The 23,537-nt window shown below is 33.3% G+C and carries 19 protein-coding genes and 4 tRNA genes; 20 read left to right on the top strand and 3 right to left on the bottom strand.

Annotated elements, in window-relative coordinates:
- Positions 1-40 precede the first annotated feature (40 nt).
- Positions 41-1,777 (top strand): BamA/TamA family outer membrane protein, encoded by a 1,737-nt coding sequence (locus GCQ56_RS10310; RefSeq protein WP_152734388.1) that lies wholly within the window; start codon positions 41-43, stop codon positions 1,775-1,777.
- Positions 1,778-2,042: 265 nt separating this feature from the next.
- On the opposite strand, the gene GCQ56_RS10305 is transcribed toward GCQ56_RS10310, so the two are convergent.
- The gene (locus GCQ56_RS10305) at positions 2,043-2,606 is read right to left on the bottom strand and encodes a hypothetical protein (protein ID WP_152734387.1); all 564 of its coding nucleotides are present in this window, start codon (positions 2,604-2,606) and stop codon (positions 2,043-2,045) included.
- Between the two features lie 269 nt (positions 2,607-2,875).
- Here GCQ56_RS10305 and GCQ56_RS10300 point away from each other — a divergent pair, with 269 nt between their 5' ends.
- Both GCQ56_RS10300 and GCQ56_RS10295 read left to right on the top strand, forming a co-directional pair.
- A complete protein-coding gene (locus GCQ56_RS10300) occupies positions 2,876-5,764 on the top strand; it encodes a PAS domain S-box protein (protein WP_152734386.1) in 2,889 nt (962 codons plus the stop codon).
- Positions 5,765-5,787: 23 nt separating this feature from the next.
- Positions 5,788-6,438, top strand: a complete 651-nt coding sequence (locus tag GCQ56_RS10295) for an SDR family oxidoreductase (protein ID WP_152734385.1) — start codon at positions 5,788-5,790, stop codon at positions 6,436-6,438.
- Between the two features lies 1 nt (position 6,439).
- Here the strand turns inward: GCQ56_RS10295 and GCQ56_RS10290 are convergent, their stop codons facing one another.
- The gene (locus GCQ56_RS10290; RefSeq protein ID WP_152734384.1) at positions 6,440-7,198 is read right to left on the bottom strand and encodes an SDR family NAD(P)-dependent oxidoreductase; all 759 of its coding nucleotides are present in this window, start codon (positions 7,196-7,198) and stop codon (positions 6,440-6,442) included.
- Positions 7,199-7,354: 156 nt separating this feature from the next.
- Between GCQ56_RS10290 and purL the strand changes: the two genes are divergently transcribed.
- The 4 genes from purL to GCQ56_RS10270 all read left to right on the top strand — a co-directional run bounded on the left by purL (position 7,355) and on the right by GCQ56_RS10270 (position 12,721).
- Entirely contained in the window at positions 7,355-9,508 is a 2,154-nt protein-coding gene (purL, locus tag GCQ56_RS10285) for a phosphoribosylformylglycinamidine synthase subunit PurL (protein ID WP_152734383.1), read from the top strand.
- Between the two features lie 133 nt (positions 9,509-9,641).
- Positions 9,642-10,370: a bifunctional demethylmenaquinone methyltransferase/2-methoxy-6-polyprenyl-1,4-benzoquinol methylase UbiE gene (gene ubiE, locus GCQ56_RS10280; protein WP_299993533.1), complete on the top strand. Its 729-nt coding sequence runs from the start codon at positions 9,642-9,644 to the stop codon at positions 10,368-10,370.
- Between the two features lie 43 nt (positions 10,371-10,413).
- Positions 10,414-11,118 carry a porin family protein gene (locus GCQ56_RS10275; protein WP_152734382.1) on the top strand — a complete coding sequence of 235 codons (705 nt, stop codon included), beginning with the start codon at positions 10,414-10,416 and terminating at the stop codon, positions 11,116-11,118.
- 28 nt (positions 11,119-11,146) lie between these two features.
- Positions 11,147-12,721 carry an NAD(P)/FAD-dependent oxidoreductase gene (locus GCQ56_RS10270; protein ID WP_152734381.1) on the top strand — a complete coding sequence of 525 codons (1,575 nt, stop codon included), beginning with the start codon at positions 11,147-11,149 and terminating at the stop codon, positions 12,719-12,721.
- Here the strand turns inward: GCQ56_RS10270 and GCQ56_RS10265 are convergent.
- Positions 12,718-13,488, bottom strand: a complete 771-nt coding sequence (locus tag GCQ56_RS10265) for an RNA methyltransferase (RefSeq protein ID WP_299993536.1) — start codon at positions 13,486-13,488, stop codon at positions 12,718-12,720. The genes GCQ56_RS10270 and GCQ56_RS10265 overlap by 4 nt on opposite strands.
- A 106-nt stretch (positions 13,489-13,594) precedes the next feature.
- Here GCQ56_RS10265 and GCQ56_RS10260 point away from each other — a divergent pair, with 106 nt between their 5' ends.
- The 13 genes from GCQ56_RS10260 to secE all read left to right on the top strand — a co-directional run bounded on the left by GCQ56_RS10260 (position 13,595) and on the right by secE (position 23,525).
- Positions 13,595-15,985, top strand: coding sequence for a BamA/TamA family outer membrane protein (locus GCQ56_RS10260; RefSeq protein ID WP_152734380.1), 2,391 nt, complete (start codon positions 13,595-13,597; stop codon positions 15,983-15,985).
- A gap of 127 nt (positions 15,986-16,112) precedes the next feature.
- A complete protein-coding gene (gene fbaA / locus GCQ56_RS10255) occupies positions 16,113-17,189 on the top strand; it encodes a class II fructose-bisphosphate aldolase (RefSeq protein ID WP_152734379.1) in 1,077 nt (358 codons plus the stop codon).
- Between the two features lie 148 nt (positions 17,190-17,337).
- Positions 17,338-18,705: a sodium-dependent transporter gene (locus GCQ56_RS10250; RefSeq protein WP_152734378.1), complete on the top strand. Its 1,368-nt coding sequence runs from the start codon at positions 17,338-17,340 to the stop codon at positions 18,703-18,705.
- Between the two features lie 63 nt (positions 18,706-18,768).
- Entirely contained in the window at positions 18,769-19,860 is a 1,092-nt protein-coding gene (locus tag GCQ56_RS10245; RefSeq protein WP_152734377.1) for a ComEA family DNA-binding protein, read from the top strand.
- Positions 19,861-20,043: 183 nt separating this feature from the next.
- Positions 20,044-20,235: a 30S ribosomal protein S21 gene (rpsU, locus tag GCQ56_RS10240; protein WP_152734376.1), complete on the top strand. Its 192-nt coding sequence runs from the start codon at positions 20,044-20,046 to the stop codon at positions 20,233-20,235.
- A gap of 77 nt (positions 20,236-20,312) precedes the next feature.
- Positions 20,313-21,194: a tyrosine-type recombinase/integrase gene (locus GCQ56_RS10235; protein WP_152734375.1), complete on the top strand. Its 882-nt coding sequence runs from the start codon at positions 20,313-20,315 to the stop codon at positions 21,192-21,194.
- Between the two features lie 17 nt (positions 21,195-21,211).
- Complete coding sequence (gene hpf, locus GCQ56_RS10230) at positions 21,212-21,511, top strand: ribosome hibernation-promoting factor, HPF/YfiA family (protein WP_152734374.1); 300 nt, start codon at positions 21,212-21,214, stop codon at positions 21,509-21,511.
- Positions 21,512-21,616: 105 nt separating this feature from the next.
- A tRNA-Thr gene (locus GCQ56_RS10225) sits at positions 21,617-21,690 on the top strand.
- Positions 21,691-21,707: 17 nt separating this feature from the next.
- A tRNA-Tyr gene (locus GCQ56_RS10220) sits at positions 21,708-21,789 on the top strand.
- Between the two features lie 34 nt (positions 21,790-21,823).
- A tRNA-Gly gene (locus GCQ56_RS10215) sits at positions 21,824-21,896 on the top strand.
- Between the two features lie 107 nt (positions 21,897-22,003).
- Complete coding sequence (gene tuf / locus GCQ56_RS10210; RefSeq protein WP_152734373.1) at positions 22,004-23,191, top strand: elongation factor Tu; 1,188 nt, start codon at positions 22,004-22,006, stop codon at positions 23,189-23,191.
- A gap of 50 nt (positions 23,192-23,241) precedes the next feature.
- Positions 23,242-23,314, top strand: a tRNA-Trp gene (locus GCQ56_RS10205).
- A gap of 19 nt (positions 23,315-23,333) precedes the next feature.
- Positions 23,334-23,525 (top strand): preprotein translocase subunit SecE, encoded by a 192-nt coding sequence (gene secE / locus GCQ56_RS20775; protein WP_152734372.1) that lies wholly within the window; start codon positions 23,334-23,336, stop codon positions 23,523-23,525.
- Positions 23,526-23,537: the final 12 nt, after the last annotated feature.

Raw genomic sequence — 23,537 nt, 5'->3', positions numbered from 1 at the left:
ATACTGATTTTACAGAAAAAAGTTATTGATATTTAATAATATGAGGAAATTATTCTTTTTGTATTGCCTTTTGATAACGATAAGTGCGAATTGCTATTCGCAAGGTAAAAAGATATACCTGAATGTTCGTATCGATAAACCAGTAAAATCCGTAACAAAAGTTTTTAAAAGGTTGGATGATGATTATGTGGATCAGACTAAGGCAAGTTTTCATTTAAATCGTAAAATTGAAAAAATCCGGAAGAGAGGCTATTGGGAAGCCAATGTTGATTCTCTAAAACTTCAGAATGATACCCTATTGGCATTTGTGCATATTGGTAAAAAATACAACATGGAAGCTTATTGGAAGTTTGATCAGGAAGAAAAAGAATCTGCTTATATAACTAAAAGATCAATTGAAGAAAGACATTCGAATTTGGATGATGTGAAGTTAATTCAGGAATCGATTCTGAAAGATTATAATAATAATGGATATCCATTTGCCAAGATTGAAATTGATAGTATAGATGTTAATGGAAAAAGTATTAAAAGTTCGTGGAATGTGCAATCTGGAAAATCTGTAGTTTGGGATACAATTTTGGTGAAGGGAAATATTAAAATATCTTATAAGTTTATTTCTAAATTTTTGGGAGTTTCGAAAGGAAAAACTTACAAAGAGATAACCCTCACTTCTGTTTCAGATAAGATTAATTCTTTAAATTTTATGAGTGAACTAAAATCTCCTGAGGTTGAATTCATAGGAAACAAAGCTAAAGTATATGCCTACTTAAACAAAGAGAAATCAAACAGGTTTGATGGCATTTTAGGTTTGCAGAATAATTCAGATAAGAAGGATAAATTAGAATTAACCGGAGAAATCAATTTGTTTTTGGAAAATACATTACGATCAGGCGAACAACTAAAATTAAATTGGAAAAAGTATGAGTCTGAAAGTCAGGATTTAAATCTTGGATTTGGATTTCCCTATTTAATAGGGAAGATGGGATTTGATTTCGATTTGGGAATTAAAAAGCAGGATAGCACTTATTTAACAACAGATTTAAATTTAGGAGTACGAGTTTTACAACGAGGAAATAGTTTTGTGAGATTGTATTATCAATCCAATTCATCGTCTTTAATATCCACTAAGCATTTGAGTGGAATTACTGTGTTACCTGATTATGCTGATATTAAGTCAAAAATTTTTGGAATTGGTTTCGAAATGAACAAATTGGATTATCCATTTAATCCTAAGGATGGTCATGTACTGAATGTAAAGTTTGGAGTTGGAAGGCATAAAATTAAAAAGAATAGTAAAATTCCTGATAATTTATACGATGATCTTGATTTATCGGGTTCATTGGTGAATGCCAATTGGTATCTTGAGTACAATATTCCTTTATTCAAGAAAATAAGTTATCGTTTAAAAAATAGAGGTGGTATAATTGATGCCCCGGATTTGTTCGCAAATGATTTATTTAAACTTGGTGGTTTATCAACAGTAAGAGGGTTTAATGAAAATTCATTTTTAGCTTCAACTTATACTGTTTTGTCTAATGAATTGAGATTTATACCAGAAAAAAATACAAGTTTTTATTTGTTTTGGGATGGAGCGTACTATAAAAGTCAAATCTTAAACAACTCATCTAGTGATACGCCATGGGGAATAGGGTTTGGGTTAAATTTTGCTACTAAATCAGGAATTTTTTCGATGAATTATGCATTGGGTAAACAAGAAAATCAAAATCTTGATTTTAAAAATGCAAAAATACACTTTGGTTTTGTAAGTCGATTTTAATAACAAAAGACCGAAGAACAGAGTTCTAACGGTCTTTGTAAACATCAAACTTCAAATTATTAGTCGCGATTTTTATCAGTACTATGATTCTAATCGATTACCCAAAACTATCAATAAAGTTTGAATTACGCATACGTTTGAAATAAGTTTAAAAACATAGTGCAAACGTTTGAAAATAATATATATTTGCACTAAAATTAAGAGAATACTGTATTGTTTGTAGAAGGCTAAAATCCATGAATATAGTAAGGAAGGTGGTTTTGGTTTACTGCTGCGGCGAGCTAAATTTGGAAAAAACAACATAATAGACCAGAATCGAAAAAATAGAAATGCAAAATGCAGCCACAATTGGCAATCTTTCATTTATTAATAGATTGATTGCAAATACAAGAATAAAAGCTGTAGGAATTCCAAATATTAGCGATCTGACCATGTGATTGAAATAGCTCTTATTTGTTTTTACAGCTAAACCTTCAATATATTCTGAATCAACTTCGAAGTTTTCTATGGCTTTTGAAAAAGCATTAATTTCTTCATTATAATACTTATCTTCCATCTTAGATCGGAAAAATCCGGATGTACTAAAATGATAATTTGCGTAGATATTATAATCCAGGCGTTCTTTCTTAATGATTTCGAGATCAACCTTAGTTTTCCAATTCTCAGGAGTAAGCGAAGTCATGTTCCCTAGAAAACTTCCTCTTTTAAAAGTCATTCCCCCAGCATGAGCATCAGTTAATTCGTAGCCTCTTACTTCGAAAAACTTAATGATATCTGAAACCAAGAGTTTCTTGTTTCGTTTGATATTAAAACCAATGAGTTTATGCATCTGAATAAGTATATTATACTATACTCAAAAATATTAAATTTTTAGTCAGTCTCAAAATTGGAATTATAATGAGGATATTAGGTGAGGAGAATTTAGCATTGTTTCCTTTAAAATGGATTAAGCTTATGAATTGAATTTTACCTATTGATATGCATAATATTTTTACTTGCACAGCGGGCAAAAAAAATGAGCTAAAAGCATAACTCAATCATCATTTTTAATGTATAAGTAATCTGAAACCATTGATAAAAAAAACCATTTCATTGTCTATGATAAATGATAAATCCCCTATGTCGGTTCATGAAATTGAGCCAGTTAATTTACAATACTCATTGAATGAAGACCTTGCTATTGATTTGGAAGGTATGATTTCTGATTTTGCATATTTAAGTAATTCTTCATGTGTTTTTATTGATTATTCTGATAATACAGCACCTAAACGTGCTGATTTGAACGATTTGAATCTTATAGAACAACTAGATGATGGATTTAAGGGGTTATTAAAGATATATACAACCGATTCTGCATGTACAAAGCAAGAAGTTTTTGAACTAAAGTCATCAACTGGAGCAAGAGTAGTTTGTTTGCCTGTTTTCCTTACGAACAGAATATATGGATTTGTTGTGTATGGTGGGTATTTTTTAGATACAGATGATTTAAAAGATGATAATACTATCACGTTAAAAATTGCTGACCTTAATAAATATAGAGCTATCCGATTTACTAAGATTTTATCTTCTCAATTGAATTCTACTTTTGATTTGAAAGAAAAGATAAAGGAAAATATTAAAGCAACCGAAGAATTAAATTTACAGAAATCATTTTTTGAGAATCTTTTTGAAAATTCTCCGAATGCAATTGTGATTTTAGACAATAAAGATCGGGTTATTAAAATAAATCGTGAATTTGAGAGATTGTTTGAGTATACCAGGGAAGAGGCTGATTCTAAACTGATCAATGATTTAATAGTGCCTGAAAATTTTAAAAGTGAAGGAGAGGGTGCTACAAAAGATGCTGCAGAAGGTAAGATAATTGAACTTACCACAATTCGGCAGACTAAATCTGGAAAACAAATTCACGTAGAAGTTTCGGGTAAGCCAGTTCTTTTGGGAGATAATCAGGTCGCTGTTCATGCCATATATCGAAACTTATCAGAACAGGTTTGGAATCAAAAGCGTCAACAGATAATGTTGGAGGTTTCCGAAATATTAAATTCTGCATCCACATCAATAGAAATGATTCATAAAATTGGTGATCAATTAGCCCCGATTATAGGAAGTGGACAATTATTTTTGGATTTAATTTCTCCAAATAAAAAAGGTTTTAGATCCTTCCAGCAAGGAGAAAATGATTACAAAAAAATTCAATTTAGAGAGTCATTGAGTTATGCGGTTCTTAAAGAGAAGGAAGTGTGCTGTATTGTAGACGATAAAGTTGAGGAAACAGTATCGTTAAATAAATTAAAAATTAGTACTTGTCCTAAAATGTGGCTAGGGTTTCCTTTGATTGATAAGGGGCTAATATTGGGTGTATTTGGAGTGTGTTCTTTAAAAAACTCAACCAAATTAAATAAGGAAAGTTTGGAATTACTTGAAGTATTATCGAAACAATTGGCTGCAGGAGTAATAAAAAAGAAAAGTGAATTGGAATTAAAAATGCTTCATGGTTCAATGGAGCAAAGTCCTGCTTCAATCATCATTACCGATCTTAATGGTGATATTGAATATGTAAACCCAAAGTTTTGTTCAATTTCAGGCTACAGTTCTCAAGAATTAATAGGAAAAAATCCTAGAATTTTAAAATCAGGATTTACACCAAACGAGGTGTATGAAAAGATGTGGGCTACCATTAGCAAAGGCAATGAGTGGACAGGAGAGTTTTTAAATGTTAGAAAGAACAAAGAGTTGTATTGGGAGAGAGCATCCATTACGGCAATAAATGATGAGTTTGGAAATATTACTCATTATTTGGCAATAAAAGAAGATATTAGTAAGAGTAAGAAATTTGAGAAGGATCTATTAGAGGCTAAAAATAAAGCAGAGGAATCGGATAGATTGAAGACAGCCTTTTTGGCAAATATGTCTCATGAATTAAGAACACCATTGAATGCTGTAATTGGATTTTCCAATTTGTGTAATGATTCTATGTCTATAGGAGAATTAATGGAGTTTGTAAATTTGATTAATAGAAGTGGAAATCAGTTGCTTGGAATTATTGAGGATATTTTAAGTTTCACCTTAATTGAAGGTGGTGGTATGCAGTTGGTTGAAGAAGAATTTTTAATGATCAATTTTTTAGAAGAAATAAAAAAACAGGCTCGAGAAAAGCAAATTCAGAAAAATAAAGAAAGATTAAAATTAAGATTTTCTCCTGACCCCAACTACAATAGGATTTTGGTAAAAACGGATTTTCAAAGATTGTTACAAGTTGTGTTGAATTTATTTGGTAACGGATTAAAGTTCACGAATGAAGGCTTTGTGGAATTTGGTTATAGGTTGTTAGGAGATCAGATTAAGTTATATATAAAAGATAGTGGTGTCGGAATTGAAAAGGAGAAGAAGGATGTTATATTTGATCGGTTTCGACAAGCTGATGATTCAATAACAAGAACGTTTGGAGGAACGGGAATGGGTTTGGCAATTTCAAAAAAAATAGTAGATATGTTGGGAGGAATCATTGAGGTTGAATCTGATAAAAATGAGGGATCAACGTTTTCTGTTGTTTTGAATTGTGTGATTTCTAAAACGGAAAAAACAGTAAATAAAATGTATGATGAGAAGGATGAGGTTAAGGTGGAAAAAACCATTTTAGTTGCAGAAGATGAGAGTTCAAATTATAGATTGATACAGGCAATTTTAAAAAGAAATAATTTTAAGGTTATTAGAGCAGAGAATGGAGAAGAGGCAATGAATATGTGTGCTGAGGATGCAAGTATTGATTTGGTTTTAATGGATATTCGAATGCCTTTAATGAATGGTATGGAGGCTACCAAAGAAATCAAAAAAATACGCCCAAATTTACCTATTATAGCACAAACTGCTTATGCCATGGATGGAGATAAAGATAAGGCGATAGAGCAAGGTTTTGATGATTATGTGTCAAAACCAATTCGAAAAGACATATTAATTGAAAAAATCAAATTATTTTTAAAATTATAAATCGAATCACTTAAAACAATAAAATGAATGCAGTTATAGGCGGCGCTACAGGTTTTACAGGTAAAAAATTACTTAAAAGGTTAATTGCCGATGATGATTGTACCCAAATTTATGCATTGGTGCGTAAACATTTGAATGTAAAACATGAAAAACTTATTCAAATTGTTGTAGATTTTGATCATTTAGATTCAATAGATATTCCAGAAAATATTGATATTGCTTATTGTTGTCTTGGAACGACAATAAAGAAGGCTCAAAGCAAAGAAAATTTTTATAAGGTAGATTTTGAATACATTACTCGATTTGCTAAGTTCTGCGAATTAAGGGAAGTGAAAAGTTTTCAGCTAATTAGTGCAATTGGAGCAAATCCGGAATCTTATTTCTTCTATCAAAGGGTAAAAGGAGAGGCTGAAAATTTCATTAATTCACTTGATTTTCCAACGGTGGTTATTTACAGACCATCAGTTATATATGGAGGTAGAAAAGAATTTCGACTGTTCGAGAGCTTTGCTGCCTGGATCAGTCGAAATTTTAGATTTTTATTTGTGGGTAAATTAAATAGAATTGTGGCCGTTACAGGTAAACAATTATCGAAAATAATTCACCAGAAATCAAAGCAATTTTGTCCTGGACGTTGGATTGTTGAATCGGAAGAAATAGCCAAGATTAAATAGTTTACTTTTTTAATACATCACGAGAAGAAGCTTGTGCCGTAGGCATTATCAAAATATCATTAATATTTACATGAGCCGGACGAGTGGCAACAAATTCTACAGTTTCGGCAATATCTTTTGCATATAATGGAGTAAATCCTTTGTAAACCTGATCCGCTTTCTCTTCATCACCTTTAAATCGAACAATAGAGAATTCCGTCTCTACCATACCAGGAGCAATCGAAGAAACTTTTATGTTATGAGGAAGCAAGTCTATTCTCATCCCTTTAGTTAAGGCATCTACAGCATGCTTGGTTGCACAATATACATTTCCTCCAGGATACACTTCCTTTCCTGCAATTGAAGTGATGTTTATGATATGACCTTGATTTCGTTCAATCATTAATGGGCTTACAGAACGGGTAATGTATAGTAATCCTTTAATGTTGGTGTCAATCATTCGTTCCCAATCATCAATAATTCCATCTTGAATTGCTGTAACACCAACAGCCAGACCAGCATTATTAACGAGTAAATCAATATTTTTCCATACTTCAGGAAGAGAATTTATTTTTTGATCTACTTCATTTTGGTTTCGAACATCTAATACTAAGCTAAAAACCTTACAATTATTTTCCGAAGTAAGTCTCTTTTCCAATTGAACTAGATTTCCTTGTCTTCTTCCAGAAATAATCAAATCGAATCCTGCTTTGGCAAGATTTATTGCACAAGCCTCGCCAATGCCAGCTGTTGCTCCAGTTATAAAGGCAATTTTATTCATTTTGTATTTTGTGATTTTTATGATGTGTTTGAGTCTATTTTATCAATTTCAAATTGATTTTAATTCGCTTAGTAAAGGTAAAAACTAAGGTGATAATTCGTGTTCCTATCTTATTTTTTTTAAATTTAAAATATTCATTACCTAAAATCTTGCACCATGGAAAAACAGGAGGTTTCAATTCAATTAGCAGAGGATCTTGGAATTACAAAAGACGCATTTGAAATTATAGCAGAAGGTTTGGGGAGAGCCCCAAATTTACTTGAGTTACAAATTTACTCTGTCATGTGGTCCGAGAATGTATCTTATAAAAGTTCTTCGGCATGGCTTAATTCATTACCAAATCAGGGAGATCACATAATTTCTGGTGCGAGAGAATCTAGTGCTGGTGTTGTTGATTTAGGTAATGGTGAATTATGTGTTTTTAAAATGGGAACTCACAATCATCCATCAGGAATTGATCCTTACCAGGGAGCTGCTACGTGTGTGGGAGATGTTTGTAGGGATGTTGTATCTCTTGGTGCAAAACCAATGGTCGTGATGAATTCTTTACGATTTGGAGATGCCTCTTTGGATAGAACTAAATGGTTAATGGATGAAATTGTAAAGGGAATTCATGATTATTCGAATGTTCTTTATATGGAAGATATCGGAAGTGAGATTTTTTATAATTCAACTTACGATACAAATCCATTGGTAAATGTAATGGTTGCTGGTATTGTTAGTAAGGATAAATTAATCTATAAAAGGAAAATAACCCATGGTCAATTGATTTTTATTGTGGGAACTCCTACCGGTTCGGAAGGAGTTATGGGACAGGAAGAAAATTTTACTATTCCAAAAGGAAACCCTAGTCTGGGTAATTCCTTAATTGAGGCAATTGTTAAGCTCAATAAACAAGATGCTATTGTTCGAATTGAAAATATGGATATGGCAGGTATTGTAAGTGCCTGTTCAAAGATAAGTGCTTTTGCAAAAGCAGGACTTGATATTGATTTGAATAAAGTGCCTCTAAGTCAGGAAGGAATGGGAATTGAGCAGGTGTTGCTGTCTCGGACACAAGAAAGGCTTTTGTTGGTAATTGATAAGGAACATGCTGATTTGGTTTCTTCCACCTTTAAAGAATTTAATATTTTATGTGAAGAAATTGGATGCGTGACCGATAATAAAACGATACGTATTTTTGAGAATTCGGAGGTAGTTGCAGAACTTGTTGGTGAAAATTTAGTGATGGATTATGGAGCTCCTCAAGTGGAACGAAAATATCATTCCTTAACTAATGATTCATCAATTGATTATCTAGAAAATATACCTGAACCAGATAATTATTGGAAGGTGATTAATAAGATGGTCAACAATGCCAATTTGGTTGTAAAAGAGCATTACCAAGGTCAGATTGAGGAACGTCATAATTCTCCTTCCGATGCCCAGGTATCATCATTAGGATCGGATAATAAGTCTATTTGTTTTACAGTATCAGGAAATTCAGTGTATGCTTATAATGATCCATATGTTGGAGCACAAATAAATGTTGCCAGAGCGGTTCGTAGAATCATTTGTTCAGGTGGTAAACCTTTGGCTTTTAACGATTGCTTGAATTTTGGCAGTCCTCTTGAAGAGGATGTTTATTCTCAGTTTGTTGAAACGATTAAAGGGATCACCAAAGCAAGTTGTTCTTTTAAAACTCCGGTTGTTGGAGGTAATGTTAGCTTTTATAACGAAAGCTCTGTTTTAGGTAAAAGGAAAGCTATTAACCCAACTCCGGTTATTGCCATGATGGGACTATTGCCATCAAAAGAAAATCATATGTCCTATATTTTTAGAAATAAAGGTGATATGATTTTTATAATTGGAAAATCAAGGAATGATATAGCCGGTTCTGAATATTTATGCTCTTTCCATAAAAAGTGTGAAGTAGGAGTGCCACATTTTGATTTAAATGAAGAAAAAGCAATAAATGCGGTTGTGGAAAAATTGATTTCATTAAAGCTGGTTTGTTCAGCACATAGCGTTGAGAGAGGTGGTTTATTCTTTAATTTAATTGAATCTGCAATGCCTTTAGGTCTGGGATTTGATATTACATCGCCTGCAGAAGTTAGAAAGGATGCCTTTTTGTTTGGAGAAGCTCAAGGACGTGTAGTTGTATCTGTTTCGATGGAGAATGAAGATGATTTCGTAGATGCCATGATGGAAAGTGGATTACCATTTTCAACTTTAGGTCATGTAACAAAGAGAGAACTTAGAATTGATGATATTTCCTATGGTTACATTAATGAATACAAAAAGATTTACCACAAGAATACATCGAACTAATTAACTTTAGTTTTCAGATTAATAAGAGAACAAAGAACTGATTAATGGTTCTTTGTTTTTCATTCATTATATTTGTGCGGTCGTGATTGAATTCGCGATCGCTATTTTTTTAGTAACTGATTAAAATTTACCCGTGGTAAATCCGTATAAAGAGTTAGATAAAGGAAAGAAGGCTCAAGTTGCCTTGATGTTTAATAATATTGCTAGAAAGTACGATTTTCTGAATCATGTTCTTTCTATGGGAATTGATAAGTTGTGGCGTAAAAAGGCAGTGAAACTGCTAAAGCCATTGCAACCAAAGAGAATATTAGATATTGCTACGGGAACTGGAGATTTTGCGCTTGCAAATTTAAAACTGAATCCTGATAAAGTTGTGGGTATTGATATTTCTACGGAAATGCTTGCAGTGGGCAGAGAAAAGATTGCGAAGAAAAATCTTTCGGATAAGATCGAATTGTTTGAAGGTGATTCGGAAAATATTCAATTTGAAGACAACTCTTTTGATGCCATTACAGTGGCTTTTGGTGTACGTAATTTTGAGAATCTTGAAAAGGGATTGAAAGAAATGAATAGAGTTGTACGTCTTGGTGGAAAAGTTGTGATTCTTGAATTTTCGAAACCTAGAAATTTCCCAATAAAGCAAATCTATAATTTTTATTTTTTCAGAATATTACCTTTTTGGGGTAAAATGGTTTCGAAGGATTCTTCGGCATATACTTATTTGCCGGAATCAGTGGATGCTTTTCCTGATGGAGCTGATTTTTTGAAGATATATAATGAGTGTGGCTTCATTGATACAAAACAAATTAAATTGAGTTTTGGAATTGCATCAATTTATATAGGAACGAAACCTGTACAATAAAATTTGTCTTTTTAGGTTAATAATAAAAACCAAATTCTCTGGCTTGAAAAAAATACTCTTAATACTCTTATGCGTAATTAGCATGTCTTCTGCCTTTTCGCAGAGCAGGTATAATCCTGAAAGTATCTTGAATTATCAAAAGGTAGATCAGAAATGGTTGCATTTTGGATTTACTTTGGCGATAAATAATATGGACTTTGCGCTGTATAATTCTGGATTGTCAAATGCTAGAGCTGAGCAAGTAGTATTTTCTCCTGGCTTTTCGGTTGGGATAGTATCAGATTTACGTTTGCATGAAAATTGGTCGCTACGATTTTTACCAGGATTAGAGTTCGGAGAAAGAACAATAAAATATTCAAACCTGCCTCAAGATGAAGTAACAGTAGAATCTGTATTAGTTAATCTTCCATTACTATTAAAGTATCGAGCTCGAAGGCTAAATAATTATCGTCCTTATTTAATTGGTGGCGCTAGCTATAAAATTGACGTTCAGTCTCAGGATGCTTTAGATCCGGATAATAACATGTTGATTCGATTGAATACTACCGATTTTTATTTGGAACTAGGTGCTGGTGTTGATTTTTATTTGCCATATTTTAAGTTGGCAACAGAATTGAAATTTGCAATTGGTTTAAGAGATATTTTAAATCATAAATATGACATAGAGAACCCCGGTTACGAAGGCTACACCGATGCCATACGAGGAATGAATTCTAAGATAATTACTCTTTCTTTTCATTTCGAATAGAATTTTTTTGACCTATAATTTTCCAGAAATGATTACAGAGATTGATGTTGTGTTGAGCCCTAAAGAGGCTTCTGAGGAGTGTTTTTATAAGCCAATATTGGCAAGTAAATTGAAAGTAAAACCTGGAAGAATAAATGGAATTAAGATTCTACGAAAATCTATTGATGCCAGACGAAGAAATATCAAAGTTAATTTGAGATTTAAAATTTCTATTGATGAAAAAATGACTGCTTCTGAAGGATCTGATTTTGTTTATGAAAATTGTGAAAATTCGAGAAAAGTTATTGTGATTGGTGCGGGACCTGCAGGTTTGTTTGCGGCTCTTCGCTTAATTGAATTGGGCTTTTGTCCGATTGTTTTAGAACGAGGTAAAAGTGTTGAAGATCGTAAAAAAGATTTGGGTGAACTTCACAGATCACGTCAAATTGATCCAGAATCCAACTATTCTTTTGGAGAGGGTGGAGCTGGAACTTTTTCTGATGGCAAATTATATACCCGATCGAAAAAAAGAGGCAACTTAAAAAAAATATTAAATGTTCTTCATTTTCACGGAGCACAGGATGATATTTTGTTTGATGCACATCCGCATATTGGTACTGATGTTCTTCCTAAAGTAATTGTAAATATTCGAAAGAGTATTATTAAAGCAGGCGGAGAGGTTTATTTCTCTAGAAAAGTTGTTGATTATGTTCTTGAAGGGAAGAATATTGTTGGTGTAAAATTAGAATCGGGAGATACTCTTATGGCTTCTGCTGTTATTTTAGCAACAGGTCATTCCGCGAGAGATGTTTATCGGAAATTAGATGAATCGGGAATTGATATTGAAGCAAAATCGTTTGCTATGGGTGTGCGTATAGAGCATCCTCAAGAACTAATCGATCAGATTCAATATCACAACCCTAATGGAAGAGGTAAATATTTACCTGCTGCAAGTTATAGTTTTGTACATCAGGTAAATGAGAGAGGAGTATATTCATTTTGCATGTGTCCGGGTGGAGTTATTGTTCCAGCGGCTACTGGGAAAAAGCAGCAAGTTGTAAATGGTATGTCTTCTTCAAATAGAAATACAGCATATGCTAATTCGGGAATGGCGGTTGAAATTCGCACCGAAGATTTGGAAAAATACTCTGAATTTGGAAATTTGGCAGGTTTAAAATTTCAGGAAGATCTGGAAGAACAGTCATTTATCGAGGGAGGAGAAGATTTAACAGCACCAGCTCAACGTATGGTTGATTTTGTTGAAAATAGAAAAAGTGACTCCTTACCAAAAACTTCTTATCATCCAGGTGTTGTATCATCCGAAATGCATAAATGGCTACCAGATCACATTCGATATCGACTGCAGGAGGGATTTAAGGCTTTCGGGAAAAAATCGAATGGATATTTAACAAATCAAGCGATTATACTCGGTGTTGAATCGAGAACTTCTTCTCCTGTCAGAATTCCGCGTGATAGAGAAAGTTTACAGCATATAAATATTGCGGGTTTATTCCCTTGCGGAGAAGGTGCTGGTTATGCCGGAGGAATTGTATCGGCAGCTATAGATGGAGAACAGTGTGCAAATGCAGTGGACCGATTTCTAAATCTCGAAGAGCAGAATTAAAACTCCCTTCGGCGAAATTCAGAGCAAATTATTGATGTGGCAACTGATACATTTAATGATTCGGAAGTTTCTTGGTTAGCTGGAAAATTGGGAATGAACAGTTTATTGCTTACTTGTTTTGCAATGTTTTCAGATATTCCTTTTCCTTCATTACCCATTATAATGAATCCATTGTTTTGTAATGAGGAATTGTAAATGGTCTCACCTTCCAGAAATGTTCCATAAATTGGGAAATTATCTGATTTGTATTTTGCGATGAGTTCATCAAGAGGAGTATAACTCAGCTTAATTCGGGCAATCGCACCCATAGTCGCCTGTATTACTTTGGGATTGTAAAGATCAACGGTATTGGGCGAACAAAAGATATTTTTGATTCCAAACCAATCAGCTATGCGAATAATAGTTCCCAAATTTCCTGGATCTTGAACGTCATCTAAAACAATTGATAAACTATTTGAAATGGTTTTAGTATTCAGTTCTATTTTAGGTATATTAAATACACCTAATACAGGTGATGGGTTTTTAAGTGTGCTAATTTTTTTAAGTTGAGATGAATCTGTTTCAATTCTTGTCTCAATATTTTTAAAATGAGTGCTTGAATGTGTGTTTTTCCAATCTTTAGAATAGATTAGAAAATTTGCTTCAATACCTGATTGCAACAAATCAATAACCAGTTTATCTCCCTCTGCAACGAAAAGTTGATGTTGATCTCGGTATTTTTTCTTTTGTAAACTGTTAATTAACTTGATTTGATTTTTTGACAGCACGGTAATTTATTTGAAAATTTGTTAATGAAAGCCTGGTTTGTCCAAAAATATATCACTGAAGTTAAGTATCTTTGTGGTATTTTAAACGAAAATACGCTCTATATTCTTGGAATCAATTTTAAAATACAAAAGTAGTTATAATTTCCCGATTTTAATTTTATTGCTGAGTCTGCTTCTTGGCTTTGCTTCTTGTTCTACCACAAAGTATGTGGGCGAGAATGAATATCTGTTAAATAAAGTTGTTGTTAAAATAGATGATAATTCTATATCAACAAGTGATTTGAAGAGAAATGTAAAGCAAAAACCCAATTTGAAAATTTTGGGAATGTGGCGTTTTCATTTAGGATTGTATAATTTATCAGGAAAAAATAAAGAAAAAGGCTTCAATAAGTGGTTGCAAAGGATTGGTGAGGAACCAGTTGTGTATGAAGATTTTCAAACGCAAAGGTCATTAACTCAGTTACAATTATACCTTAAGAAAAAAGGATATTATAATGCAGTTGTAACAGATTCTGTAGCCTTTAGAAAAAAGAAAGCTAAAGTTTATTACAATATAACAGCCAACAAACCCTACCGATATCGTAATGTATATCACAAGCCAGAAGAGGTACCATATAATTTCTTGACTGCACATCAAAAAGAAGAGGAGATGCCGGATTCGACATTAATTCGAAATTATGTTGCTGATGATAGTGAAAATTCTGAATTAAAAACTGGAGGAAAAGTAGATTCTGATGTTTTAGGTGAAGAAAGAATGAGGATTTTTAAACTTCTTAAGAATCAGGGGTATTTTAATTTTTCAAGAGAGTATATCCATTTTATGATGGATAGTACCAATAAGCAGCAACAAATGGATGTCTTTGTTGGTTTAAAGACTCCTGAAGATGAAAAAGCAAGAAAAAAATATAAGATCAACAAAGTTCAAATATTTACTGAATATGACCCTAAAATGGTTTTGACGAATGATTCAACTTACCTTTTAGAATTAGACACTTTATCGCATAGAGGGGTAGATTTTATATTCAGGAAAAAATTAAATATCAAACCTGAAGTTCTTTTATCATCAGTATTGATTAAAAAGGAAGATACTTATAATTTGACTACTGTTGAGCAAACTTACAGTAGGCTTCAGTCTTTAAATCAATTTAAATTTTTAAATATAAAATTCGAAGAAAGTAAGAATAATGTTGATAGCACTTATGGTCAGTTGAATTGTATAATTCAGTTAACACCACATAATTTACAGTATTATTCATTTGAATTGGAAGGAACAAATTCTTCTGGAAATATTGGATTTGCAGGAAATCTGAATTATCAGCATAAAAATTTGTTTGGAGGAGCTGAAATTTTGGATGTGCAATTTTCGACAGCTAGAGAGACTGTAAAAGCAAATGAGCAAACAGATTTTAATTCTTCTGAATATGGTGTTGAGTCTAAATTAAGTATTCCTAAATTTTTGATGCCCTTTTTTAATGTTGAGAAATTTCGAAAATCATATAATCCACGGACGGTATTCTCAATGTCGTATAATTATCAAAAGCGCCCAGATTATACACGTACTATTGCAGATGCGAGTTTTGGGTATTTTTGGAAATCATCAAAATATACAAGACATACTTTAAATTTGGTTGAGCTTAATTTTGTGGATGTAAAAGATTTAAGTGATGATTTTTTGGATGATATCGATAATTTATACATTCAGAATTCATTTACAGATCACGTAATCGCAACGACTCGATATTCTTACACTTATAATGATCAGAATATAAATATACCAAGAGATTACAATTACCTAAGGCTTAATTTTGAAGTGGCGGGAAATTCCCTTAAAGCGATAGATAATTTGCTTGGTAGATCGGAGACAAATGATTACAATTCAAATGGCGAATTGGAAGGAACCTATCATGACTTTTTAGGAATTAGATATGCACAATATTTAAAAGGAGATATAGAATACCGTTTTAATAAGCATATTAATAGTGCCAATACAATGGTATATCGTTTATTTGTCGGACTTGGATATCCTTATGGAAATTTAAAAGTTTTGCCTTTTGAAAAAAGTTATTTTTCAGGTGGGGCTAATGGTATTCGAGCTTGGCAAGTACGTTCATTAGGTCCAGGTTCGTATATAGACAAAGATGCAACCTATCCAAACAATACGGCAGACTTTAAGTTGGAGGCGAATATTGAATATCGATTTAAACTGTTCTGGGCATTAGAAGGTGCACTATTTCTTGATGCAGGAAATATTTGGGCTATTTCGGAAAAGGACGATAGAGGGGGAGCCGATTTTCAATTTAATCGATTTTATAAAGAAATTGCTTTAGGGACAGGCTTTGGTACCCGTGTTGATTTAAACTTTATTCTTTTTAGATTAGATTTAGGATTAAAATTACGTGATCCATCTTTAAGTGAGAGCGAAAGATGGATCATAGCAAATCGTCCATTTAAATTCTCTCAGCTGACATTCAATATTGGTATTGGTTATCCTTTTTAAATTGCATTCGTTTGCGTAATTTTCTTATTGCCAAAACGGTGCAAATTCTATTATTTCTTTTTAACTTCGTGGTAAAATTGAACTTTCCAAAGATTTTTTTAAGAACTATCCGATAAATTATATTATTATGAAACGAGTATTAGATGTTGTTAAACCGGGTGTGGTTACCGGTGATGATGTGCAAAAATTATTTCAGGTTGCTAAAGAAGAAGGTTTTGCAATTCCAGCTGTAAATGTAGTAGGAACTAACTCTATTAATGCTGCTTTAGAAGCTGCTAAAGAGGTTAATTCTCCTATCATTATTCAGTTCTCGAATGGTGGGGCTTCATTTTTTGCAGGTAAAGGAATGAAGGCAGAAGGACAAAGCGCTGCTATTATTGGAGCAATTGCAGGTGCTAAATATGTACATGCAGTAGCGGAGCATTATGGTATTCCAGTAATTCTTCATACCGATCATGCTGCAAAAAAATTATTACCTTGGATCGACGGATTGTTGACTGCTGGTGAAGAATTTTTTGCTCAATGCGGTAAGCCTTTGTTTAGTTCTCATATGTTAGATTTATCTGAAGAATCTCTTGAGGAGAACATCGGAACATGTGCAAAATATTTAGAGCGCATGGATAAAATCGGTATGACAATTGAAATTGAATTGGGTTGTACTGGTGGTGAAGAAGATGGTGTTGATAATACAGATATGGACAATTCATTGTTGTATACTCAGCCAGAAGATGTAGCTTTAGCTTATGAAACTTTATTAAAAGTATCTTCACGTTTTACTATTGCAGCTTCTTTTGGTAATGTTCATGGTGTTTATAAGCCAGGGAACGTTGTTTTAACTCCAAAAATATTATTGAATTCTCAGTCATTTATTTCTGAAAAATACTCAGTAGCAAACAATACTGTTGATTTTGTTTTCCACGGTGGATCAGGTTCAAGCCTAGAAGAAATTCGTGAAGCTATTTCTTACGGTGTTATTAAAATGAATATCGATACAGATACGCAGTGGGCATGTTGGAATGGTATTCGTGAGTTCGAAGCTAAGAACCATGATTATTTGCAAGGTCAGATTGGTAACCCTGATGGAGACGATAAGCCAAATAAGAAATTTTATGACCCACGTGTTTGGATGCGTGCAGGTGAAGTTTCGATGAAGGATCGTCTTGTTCAAGCATTCAACGATTTGAACGCAGTTGGTCGTAACTAATCGATTAAAATATTTTTATAAAGGACTCGGATATCATCCGGGTCTTTTTTGTTTATAGATGTTCTAAAATTGTGAAGCTTTTAGGAAATAGGACTTTAATTTTGCAAATTTGGACTTGCACTAAAATTTCTAATAAAAATTGTTTTGTATGAATAAAAAGCCCACACAAGCTCGTGATCTGTTTGCTAGTAAATTTGGAGTAATTGCTGCAGCCGCAGGATCAGCTGTAGGTTTAGGAAATATATGGAAATTCCCATATATAACTGGTGTGTATGGAGGTGGAGCATTTTTATTCGTATATCTCGGCTTTATTGCACTTATCGGATTGCCCGTAATGTTATCTGAATTTAGCATAGGGCGTAGGGCTAGAAGTAACGCTTTTGGTGCTTTTAAAAAACTGGCTCCTGGATCTCCATGGAAATTTGTTGGAATGCTTGGCGTTGCAGCAGCATTTATGATTTTAGCTTTTTATGGTGTTGTAGCTGGATGGAGTATTGATTATGTGATAAAAGCACTGTCGAATAGTTTCGCATCTAAAAGTCCAGGCGAGCTGGAGACGATGTTTGTTAATTTTACTGAATTGCCATTAACACCGGTTTTGTATCAATTGTTCTTTATGATTTTAACTATGGCAATTGTAATTGTTGGTGTTAAAGATGGTATAGAAAAATATGCGAAATTTTTAATGCCTTTACTCGTCCTGATCATTATCGTTTTGGGATTAAGGGCCGTGACATTGGAGGGTGCTTCGGAAGGATTAAAATTTTTGTTTTATCCTGATTTTTCAAAGTTAACGGCTGAAGGTGTATTGAGTGCATTAGGTCATGCTTTCTTTTCTTTAAGTTTAGGTATGGGAACTTTAATTACATACGGTTCTTATGTGAGTGATAAAAATAATCTCACAAAAACGGCTGTACAGGTAACAATTGCTGATACAATTATTGCGATTCTTGCTGGAATTGCAATATTTCCTGCAGTATTTGCCTTTGGTATTGAGCCAGATAAAGGAGCAGGTCTTGTATTTATTACCTTGCCCAATGTATTTCAGCAAATGCCTGGCGGTTATTTCTTTTCTATCCTATTTTTCTTGTTGCTTACAGTAGCCGCTTTAACTTCATCTATTTCTATACTGGAGGTAGTTGTTGCTTATTTTAAGGAAGAATTAAAAATTAAAAGAAGAACTGCTACAATTATTAGTACTGTATTAATATCAATTGTTGGGCTTTTCTGTTCGTTATCAATGGGTATTTTAGGAGAATACAAGTTTTTTAATTTAAACTTTTTTGATTTACTCGATTGGATTTCAGCCAATATGCTCCTTCCATTAGGAGGTTTGTTTATTTCCTTGTTTGTTGGATGGTATTTGGGTAAAGATAAAATTCAGGAAGAGTTATCAAAAGGATCGGTTGTGATTAAACCAGTTTTAACTGTTTTTATATTCTTGGTAAGATTTATCGCACCTGTAGCGATAGCGATTGTGTTTTTGAATGGTATTGAGGTACTTAATTTTGGCTAAGAGTAATCTTTTTTATAATATTGTTAAGTGTTATTTGTTTTCAAATAACACTTTTTTTTATTTATGAAAATAAGGAAAATCATAAAGGAATATTTTTCATACTCAGCATCTGAAAAAAGAGGATTGTTAATCCTTGTAATAGTATTGTTGGGTGTGTATGTTGTGCCAGTTTTTTTTAGTTCTTCTAATTCTGAATCAAAAATTCTGGTTAAGGATAAGCAGCAAGAGATTCAATCTTTAATTTCTTCTATCGAACAATCAAAATCGAAACAGAATCAATACAATTACTTTTCTTTCGATCCTAATTCCGTAACGGAAGTTCAACTAAATCAATTGGGCTTGTCTAATTTTCAAATAAAAAATTTAATAAGATATCGAAAAGCAGGAGGCATTTTTTATAAGAAGGGTGATTTGCTTAAGATTTATGGTTTCACAAATGAAGATTTAAATCTACTTGATGAATATATTACTTTCAAGAAAATACAGACTGTGAATAGGTATAAGTCAAAAAAGGTGTCGAAAATATCTTATCTGTTTCCATTCGATCCCAATACTTTATCTTATTCTGGTTGGGATAGTTTAGGTGTAGATAGTAAAATTGCCAATCGGATTCAAAAGTACATAGAGAAAGGTGGTAGTTTTAAAGAGGCTAAAGATCTTAAGAAGATATATGGTTTTGATTCTGCTAAACTTTTAGTACTGATGCCATATATAAATATCGATTTAGTTATTCCTGAGAAAATTGATAAAGAATATAAATTGATTGAATTGAATAGTAGTGATACTAGTGAATTAAAAAAATTGCCAGGAATAGGAAAAGTATTATCCAGTCGAATTATAAAATATCGGAAGTTATTGGGTGGTTATTCAAATAAGGAACAATTAATTGAAGTTTATGGGATTTCAAAGGAGCGTTATTTACGGTTTTCAGGATTAATTACTGTTGATTCTTCATTAATTTTAAAAATGGGAATAAATTCTTTTAATAAAGATAAATTAAAAAGTCATCCTTATATAAAAGATAGAATTGCAAATGATATTGTACGATATCGGCATAGAATGGGAGATTTTAACTCTGTTGAGGAGTTGAGGGATAAGGGGTTGTTGTCTGATTCAATATTTGGTAAATTATCTCCTTATCTTTCATTAGATTAAAATGATTAGAGATATTTGAGAAAGAACAGCTTATTTTCTAACTTTGCACAGTCGTATTTTTGATCTAATTTCTTAAGAAGGAGAGAATTTCGATACTTTTATTGAAATAAATTTGAATAATACTGATTGAATTGATAAATTTGCGGCTCACTTAGAAAAACATAAAATTTAAAGGAGAAAATTATGATTGTTATTCCTATGAAAGAAGGCGAAAACATTGAAAGAGCCTTGAAAAAATTCAAAAGAAAATTTGAAAAAACTGGTGTAATTAAAGAACTTAGAGGAAGACAGGTTTATAAAAAACCATCTATCAAAAGAAGAGAAGAGAAATTACATGCAATCTATGTTCAAGCAATGCAACAAGCTGAAGATTGATTTTTTTTTGGATTAGTTCCTTGATATCTTAATTTTTTGTATCTTGGATTATCCTGACGGATAAATATCCCGGATGTATGAGTTTTAAGGAATCTTTTCTATCTTATTTGCAATACGAAAAACGATATTCTGTACATACTATTCTGTCTTATGACTGTGATTTAACTCAGTTTGATGAATTTTTATCAAGAGAAGAGTTAGGTTTGGAAATAGAAGAGGCTAGTTTTAAAGATGTGCGGAAGTGGATCGTTTTTTTAATGAATGATGGAAATAGTTCACGTACTGTAAATAGGAAATTATCCTCGTTAAAATCATATTTTAAATACCTGTTGAGGGAATCACTTGTGGAATCGAATCCAATGGATCGTGTGGTGGGACCCAAGCAAGCAAAGAAATTGCCAGGTTTTGTTGGAGAGCATTCAATGTTGCTTTTGCGAGAAATTGATTTTGGTGGAGGTTTCGAAGGTGTTCGAGATAGATTTATTCTTGAGTTGTTTTATCAGACTGGAATGAGATTGTCTGAATTGATGAATCTTAAGGAAAATGATTTTGATCGTGGAACATCTTTGGTGAAAGTATTAGGAAAAAGAAATAAGGAAAGAATCATTCCGATAAGTAAAAGTTTAGAAGATCTTCTTGATGAATATCTTGATGTGAAACAAAAGACTTTTGATCGCGGGAATGATTTTCTTTTTGTAACTAAAAAGGGGGTGCCTGTTTACGAAAAATTGTTGTATAGGGTAGTGGTTAAACATTTATCTAAAATTACAACAATGACAAAGCGGAGTCCGCATGTCTTGAGGCATACTTTCGCAACTCATTTATTAAATAATGGTGCGGAATTAAATGCTGTTAAAGAATTGCTGGGTCATTCCAATCTTTCAGCAACGCAGATTTATACTCATACTTCATTCGAGCGTTTAAATAATATATACAAACAAGCTCATCCGAGAGCATAAATTTTGGAGGAATAAGTATGAATATAAATATTCAATCTATCGGTTTTGTGGCTGATGTAAAGTTGGAGAATTTTATTGAGAGCAAGCTTGAAAAAATAATGAAGCTTAATGATGATGTGCTTGGAGCGGAAGTGTTTCTTAAAGTTGAGAAAGCTGCGAGTGCAGAAAATAAAATTGTTGAAGTTAGCCTTAATGTGAAGGGTGGCGATTTTTTTGCAAAAAAGCAAAGTAAGACATTCGAAGAATCAACAGATTCTGCCATTGAGGCACTACGAAAGCAGGTGGTGAAACACAAAGAAAAGCTTCGCGCAAAATAATTATAAAAAACACATGATTATTTTGTTATAAATTTAAAATATTTTTACATTTGCAGACCATTTTCAGGGAAATCTATGCCTTGTTAAATAAGTGGTTTGCATTTTGCCGATGTAGCTCAGCTGGCTAGAGCAGCTGATTTGTAATCAGCAGGTCGTGGGTTCGAGTCCCTCCATCGGCTCTGTTTAAAATATATTTGGGGAGATACCAAAGTGGCCAACTGGGGCGGACTGTAACTCCGCTGACTTCGTCTTCGTAGGTTCGAATCCTGCTCTCCCCACTTTGAATGAAAGGAATTGTATGATTTCTTTTATGCGGGAATAGCTCAGTTGATAGAGCATCAGCCTTCCAAGCTGAGGGTCGCGAGTTTGAGTCTCGTTTCCCGCTCACACTTTATTGGTTGTCGAAATTTTGAGTTTATTGCTCATTATTAACCAATGGATTTAAAATATTGTTTTTAATTGTTGTCTAATATTTAATTAACTTATTGAGTTATGGCTAAAGAACATTTTGACAGGTCAAAACCACACGTAAATATCGGTACTATCGGTCACGTTGACCACGGTAAAACTACCTTAACTGCTGCTATCACTACAGTGTTGGCGAAAAGAGGTCTTTCTGAAGTTGCATCTTTCGATTCTATCGATAATGCTCCAGAGGAGAAAGAAAGAGGTATTACTATTAATACTGCTCACGTAGAATACCAAACTGCTAATCGTCACTATGCTCACGTTGACTGTCCAGGTCACGCGGATTACGTGAAGAATATGGTAACTGGTGCTGCTCAGATGGATGGTGCTATTTTGGTTTGTGCTGCGACTGATGGTCCTATGCCACAGACTCGCGAGCATATCCTTCTAGCTCGTCAGGTAAATGTACCTAAAATTGTAGTATTCTTAAACAAAGTTGACATGGTTGACGATGAAGAGATGCTAGAATTAGTTGAGATGGAAGTTCGTGAATTGTTAGATTTTTACGAGTTTGATGGTGATAACACTCCTATTATTGCAGGTTCTGCATTAGGTGGTTTGAACGGTGAGACTGAGTGGGAAGATAAAATCATGGAGTTGATGGAAGCTGTGGATACTTGGATTCCACTTCCTCCACGTGATGTAGATAAGGCTTTCTTAATGCCAGTTGAAGATGTATTCTCTATTACTGGTCGTGGTACTGTTGCTACAGGTCGTATTGAGACTGGTATCGTTAAAACTAGTGAAGAATTACAGATCATTGGTCTTGGTGCAGAAGGTATGAAAACTGTTTGTACTGGTGTTGAGATGTTCCGTAAGATTTTGGACGAAGGTCAAGCTGGTGATAACGTAGGTCTATTGTTAAGAGGTATTGATAAATCTGCTATCAAGCGTGGTATGGTTATCTGTCACCCTAACACAATTACTCCTCATACTAAGATTAAGGCTGAGGTTTACGTATTGAAAAAAGAAGAAGGTGGACGTCATACTCCATTCCATAACAAGTACCGTCCTCAGTTCTATATCAGAACTCTTGATGTAACTGGTGAGATTACTCTTCCAGAAGGTGTTGAAATGGTAATGCCAGGTGATAATGTTACTATCAACGTTGAGTTGATTACTCCAGTAGCTTGTGATTTAGGTCTACGTTTCGCTATCCGTGAAGGTGGTAGAACTGTAGGTGCTGGTCAGATTACTGAAATCGTTGAGTAATTAGAACATATATAAGGTTGATCCGGGAAACCGGATCGGTCTTCTTATAGACGGGTGTAGCTCAGTTGGTAGAGCACTGGTCTCCAAAACCAGGTGTCGGGAGTTCGAGTCTCTCCTCCCGTGCAAAGACAAATTTTGCCTTATGAAACTAAAAATTTACATTGAAGAAGTTTATAAAGAACTAGTTCAGAAAGTATCTTGGCCATCATGGTCTGAGCTTCAAAGTAGTGCGATTGTAGTTATGATTGCTTCCACTATTATTGCACTTGCGATTTTCGTAATGGATTTGGGGTTCAAGAACTTGATGGATGTTATATACAATATGTTACACTAATTCCTTATTAGA

Source organism: Marinifilum sp. N1E240, from assembly GCF_009295825.1.
In the GTDB taxonomy this organism is placed as follows: Bacteria; Bacteroidota; Bacteroidia; order Bacteroidales; family Marinifilaceae; genus Marinifilum_A; species Marinifilum_A sediminis.
The sequence above is the reverse complement of the archived record's forward strand: the minus strand, read 5'-3'. Positions and strand labels throughout refer to the sequence as shown.

Excerpts from the sequence above, each read along its gene's own strand:
- GCQ56_RS10310 (WP_152734388.1), top strand. The coding sequence starts at position 41 with ATGAGGAAATTATTCTTTTTGTATTGCCTTTTGATAACGATAAGTGCG.
- GCQ56_RS10305 (WP_152734387.1), bottom strand. The coding sequence starts at position 2,606 with ATGCATAAACTCATTGGTTTTAATATCAAACGAAACAAGAAACTCTTG.
- GCQ56_RS10300 (WP_152734386.1), top strand. The coding sequence starts at position 2,876 with ATGATAAATGATAAATCCCCTATGTCGGTTCATGAAATTGAGCCAGTT.
- GCQ56_RS10295 (WP_152734385.1), top strand. The coding sequence starts at position 5,788 with ATGAATGCAGTTATAGGCGGCGCTACAGGTTTTACAGGTAAAAAATTA.
- GCQ56_RS10290 (WP_152734384.1), bottom strand. The coding sequence starts at position 7,198 with ATGAATAAAATTGCCTTTATAACTGGAGCAACAGCTGGCATTGGCGAG.
- purL (WP_152734383.1), top strand. The coding sequence starts at position 7,355 with ATGGAAAAACAGGAGGTTTCAATTCAATTAGCAGAGGATCTTGGAATT.
- GCQ56_RS10270 (WP_152734381.1), top strand. The coding sequence starts at position 11,147 with ATGATTACAGAGATTGATGTTGTGTTGAGCCCTAAAGAGGCTTCTGAG.
- fbaA (WP_152734379.1), top strand. The coding sequence starts at position 16,113 with ATGAAACGAGTATTAGATGTTGTTAAACCGGGTGTGGTTACCGGTGAT.
- GCQ56_RS10250 (WP_152734378.1), top strand. The coding sequence starts at position 17,338 with ATGAATAAAAAGCCCACACAAGCTCGTGATCTGTTTGCTAGTAAATTT.
- GCQ56_RS10245 (WP_152734377.1), top strand. The coding sequence starts at position 18,769 with ATGAAAATAAGGAAAATCATAAAGGAATATTTTTCATACTCAGCATCT.
- rpsU (WP_152734376.1), top strand. The coding sequence starts at position 20,044 with ATGATTGTTATTCCTATGAAAGAAGGCGAAAACATTGAAAGAGCCTTG.
- GCQ56_RS10235 (WP_152734375.1), top strand. The coding sequence starts at position 20,313 with ATGAGTTTTAAGGAATCTTTTCTATCTTATTTGCAATACGAAAAACGA.
- hpf (WP_152734374.1), top strand. The coding sequence starts at position 21,212 with ATGAATATAAATATTCAATCTATCGGTTTTGTGGCTGATGTAAAGTTG.
- tuf (WP_152734373.1), top strand. The coding sequence starts at position 22,004 with ATGGCTAAAGAACATTTTGACAGGTCAAAACCACACGTAAATATCGGT.
- secE (WP_152734372.1), top strand. The coding sequence starts at position 23,334 with ATGAAACTAAAAATTTACATTGAAGAAGTTTATAAAGAACTAGTTCAG.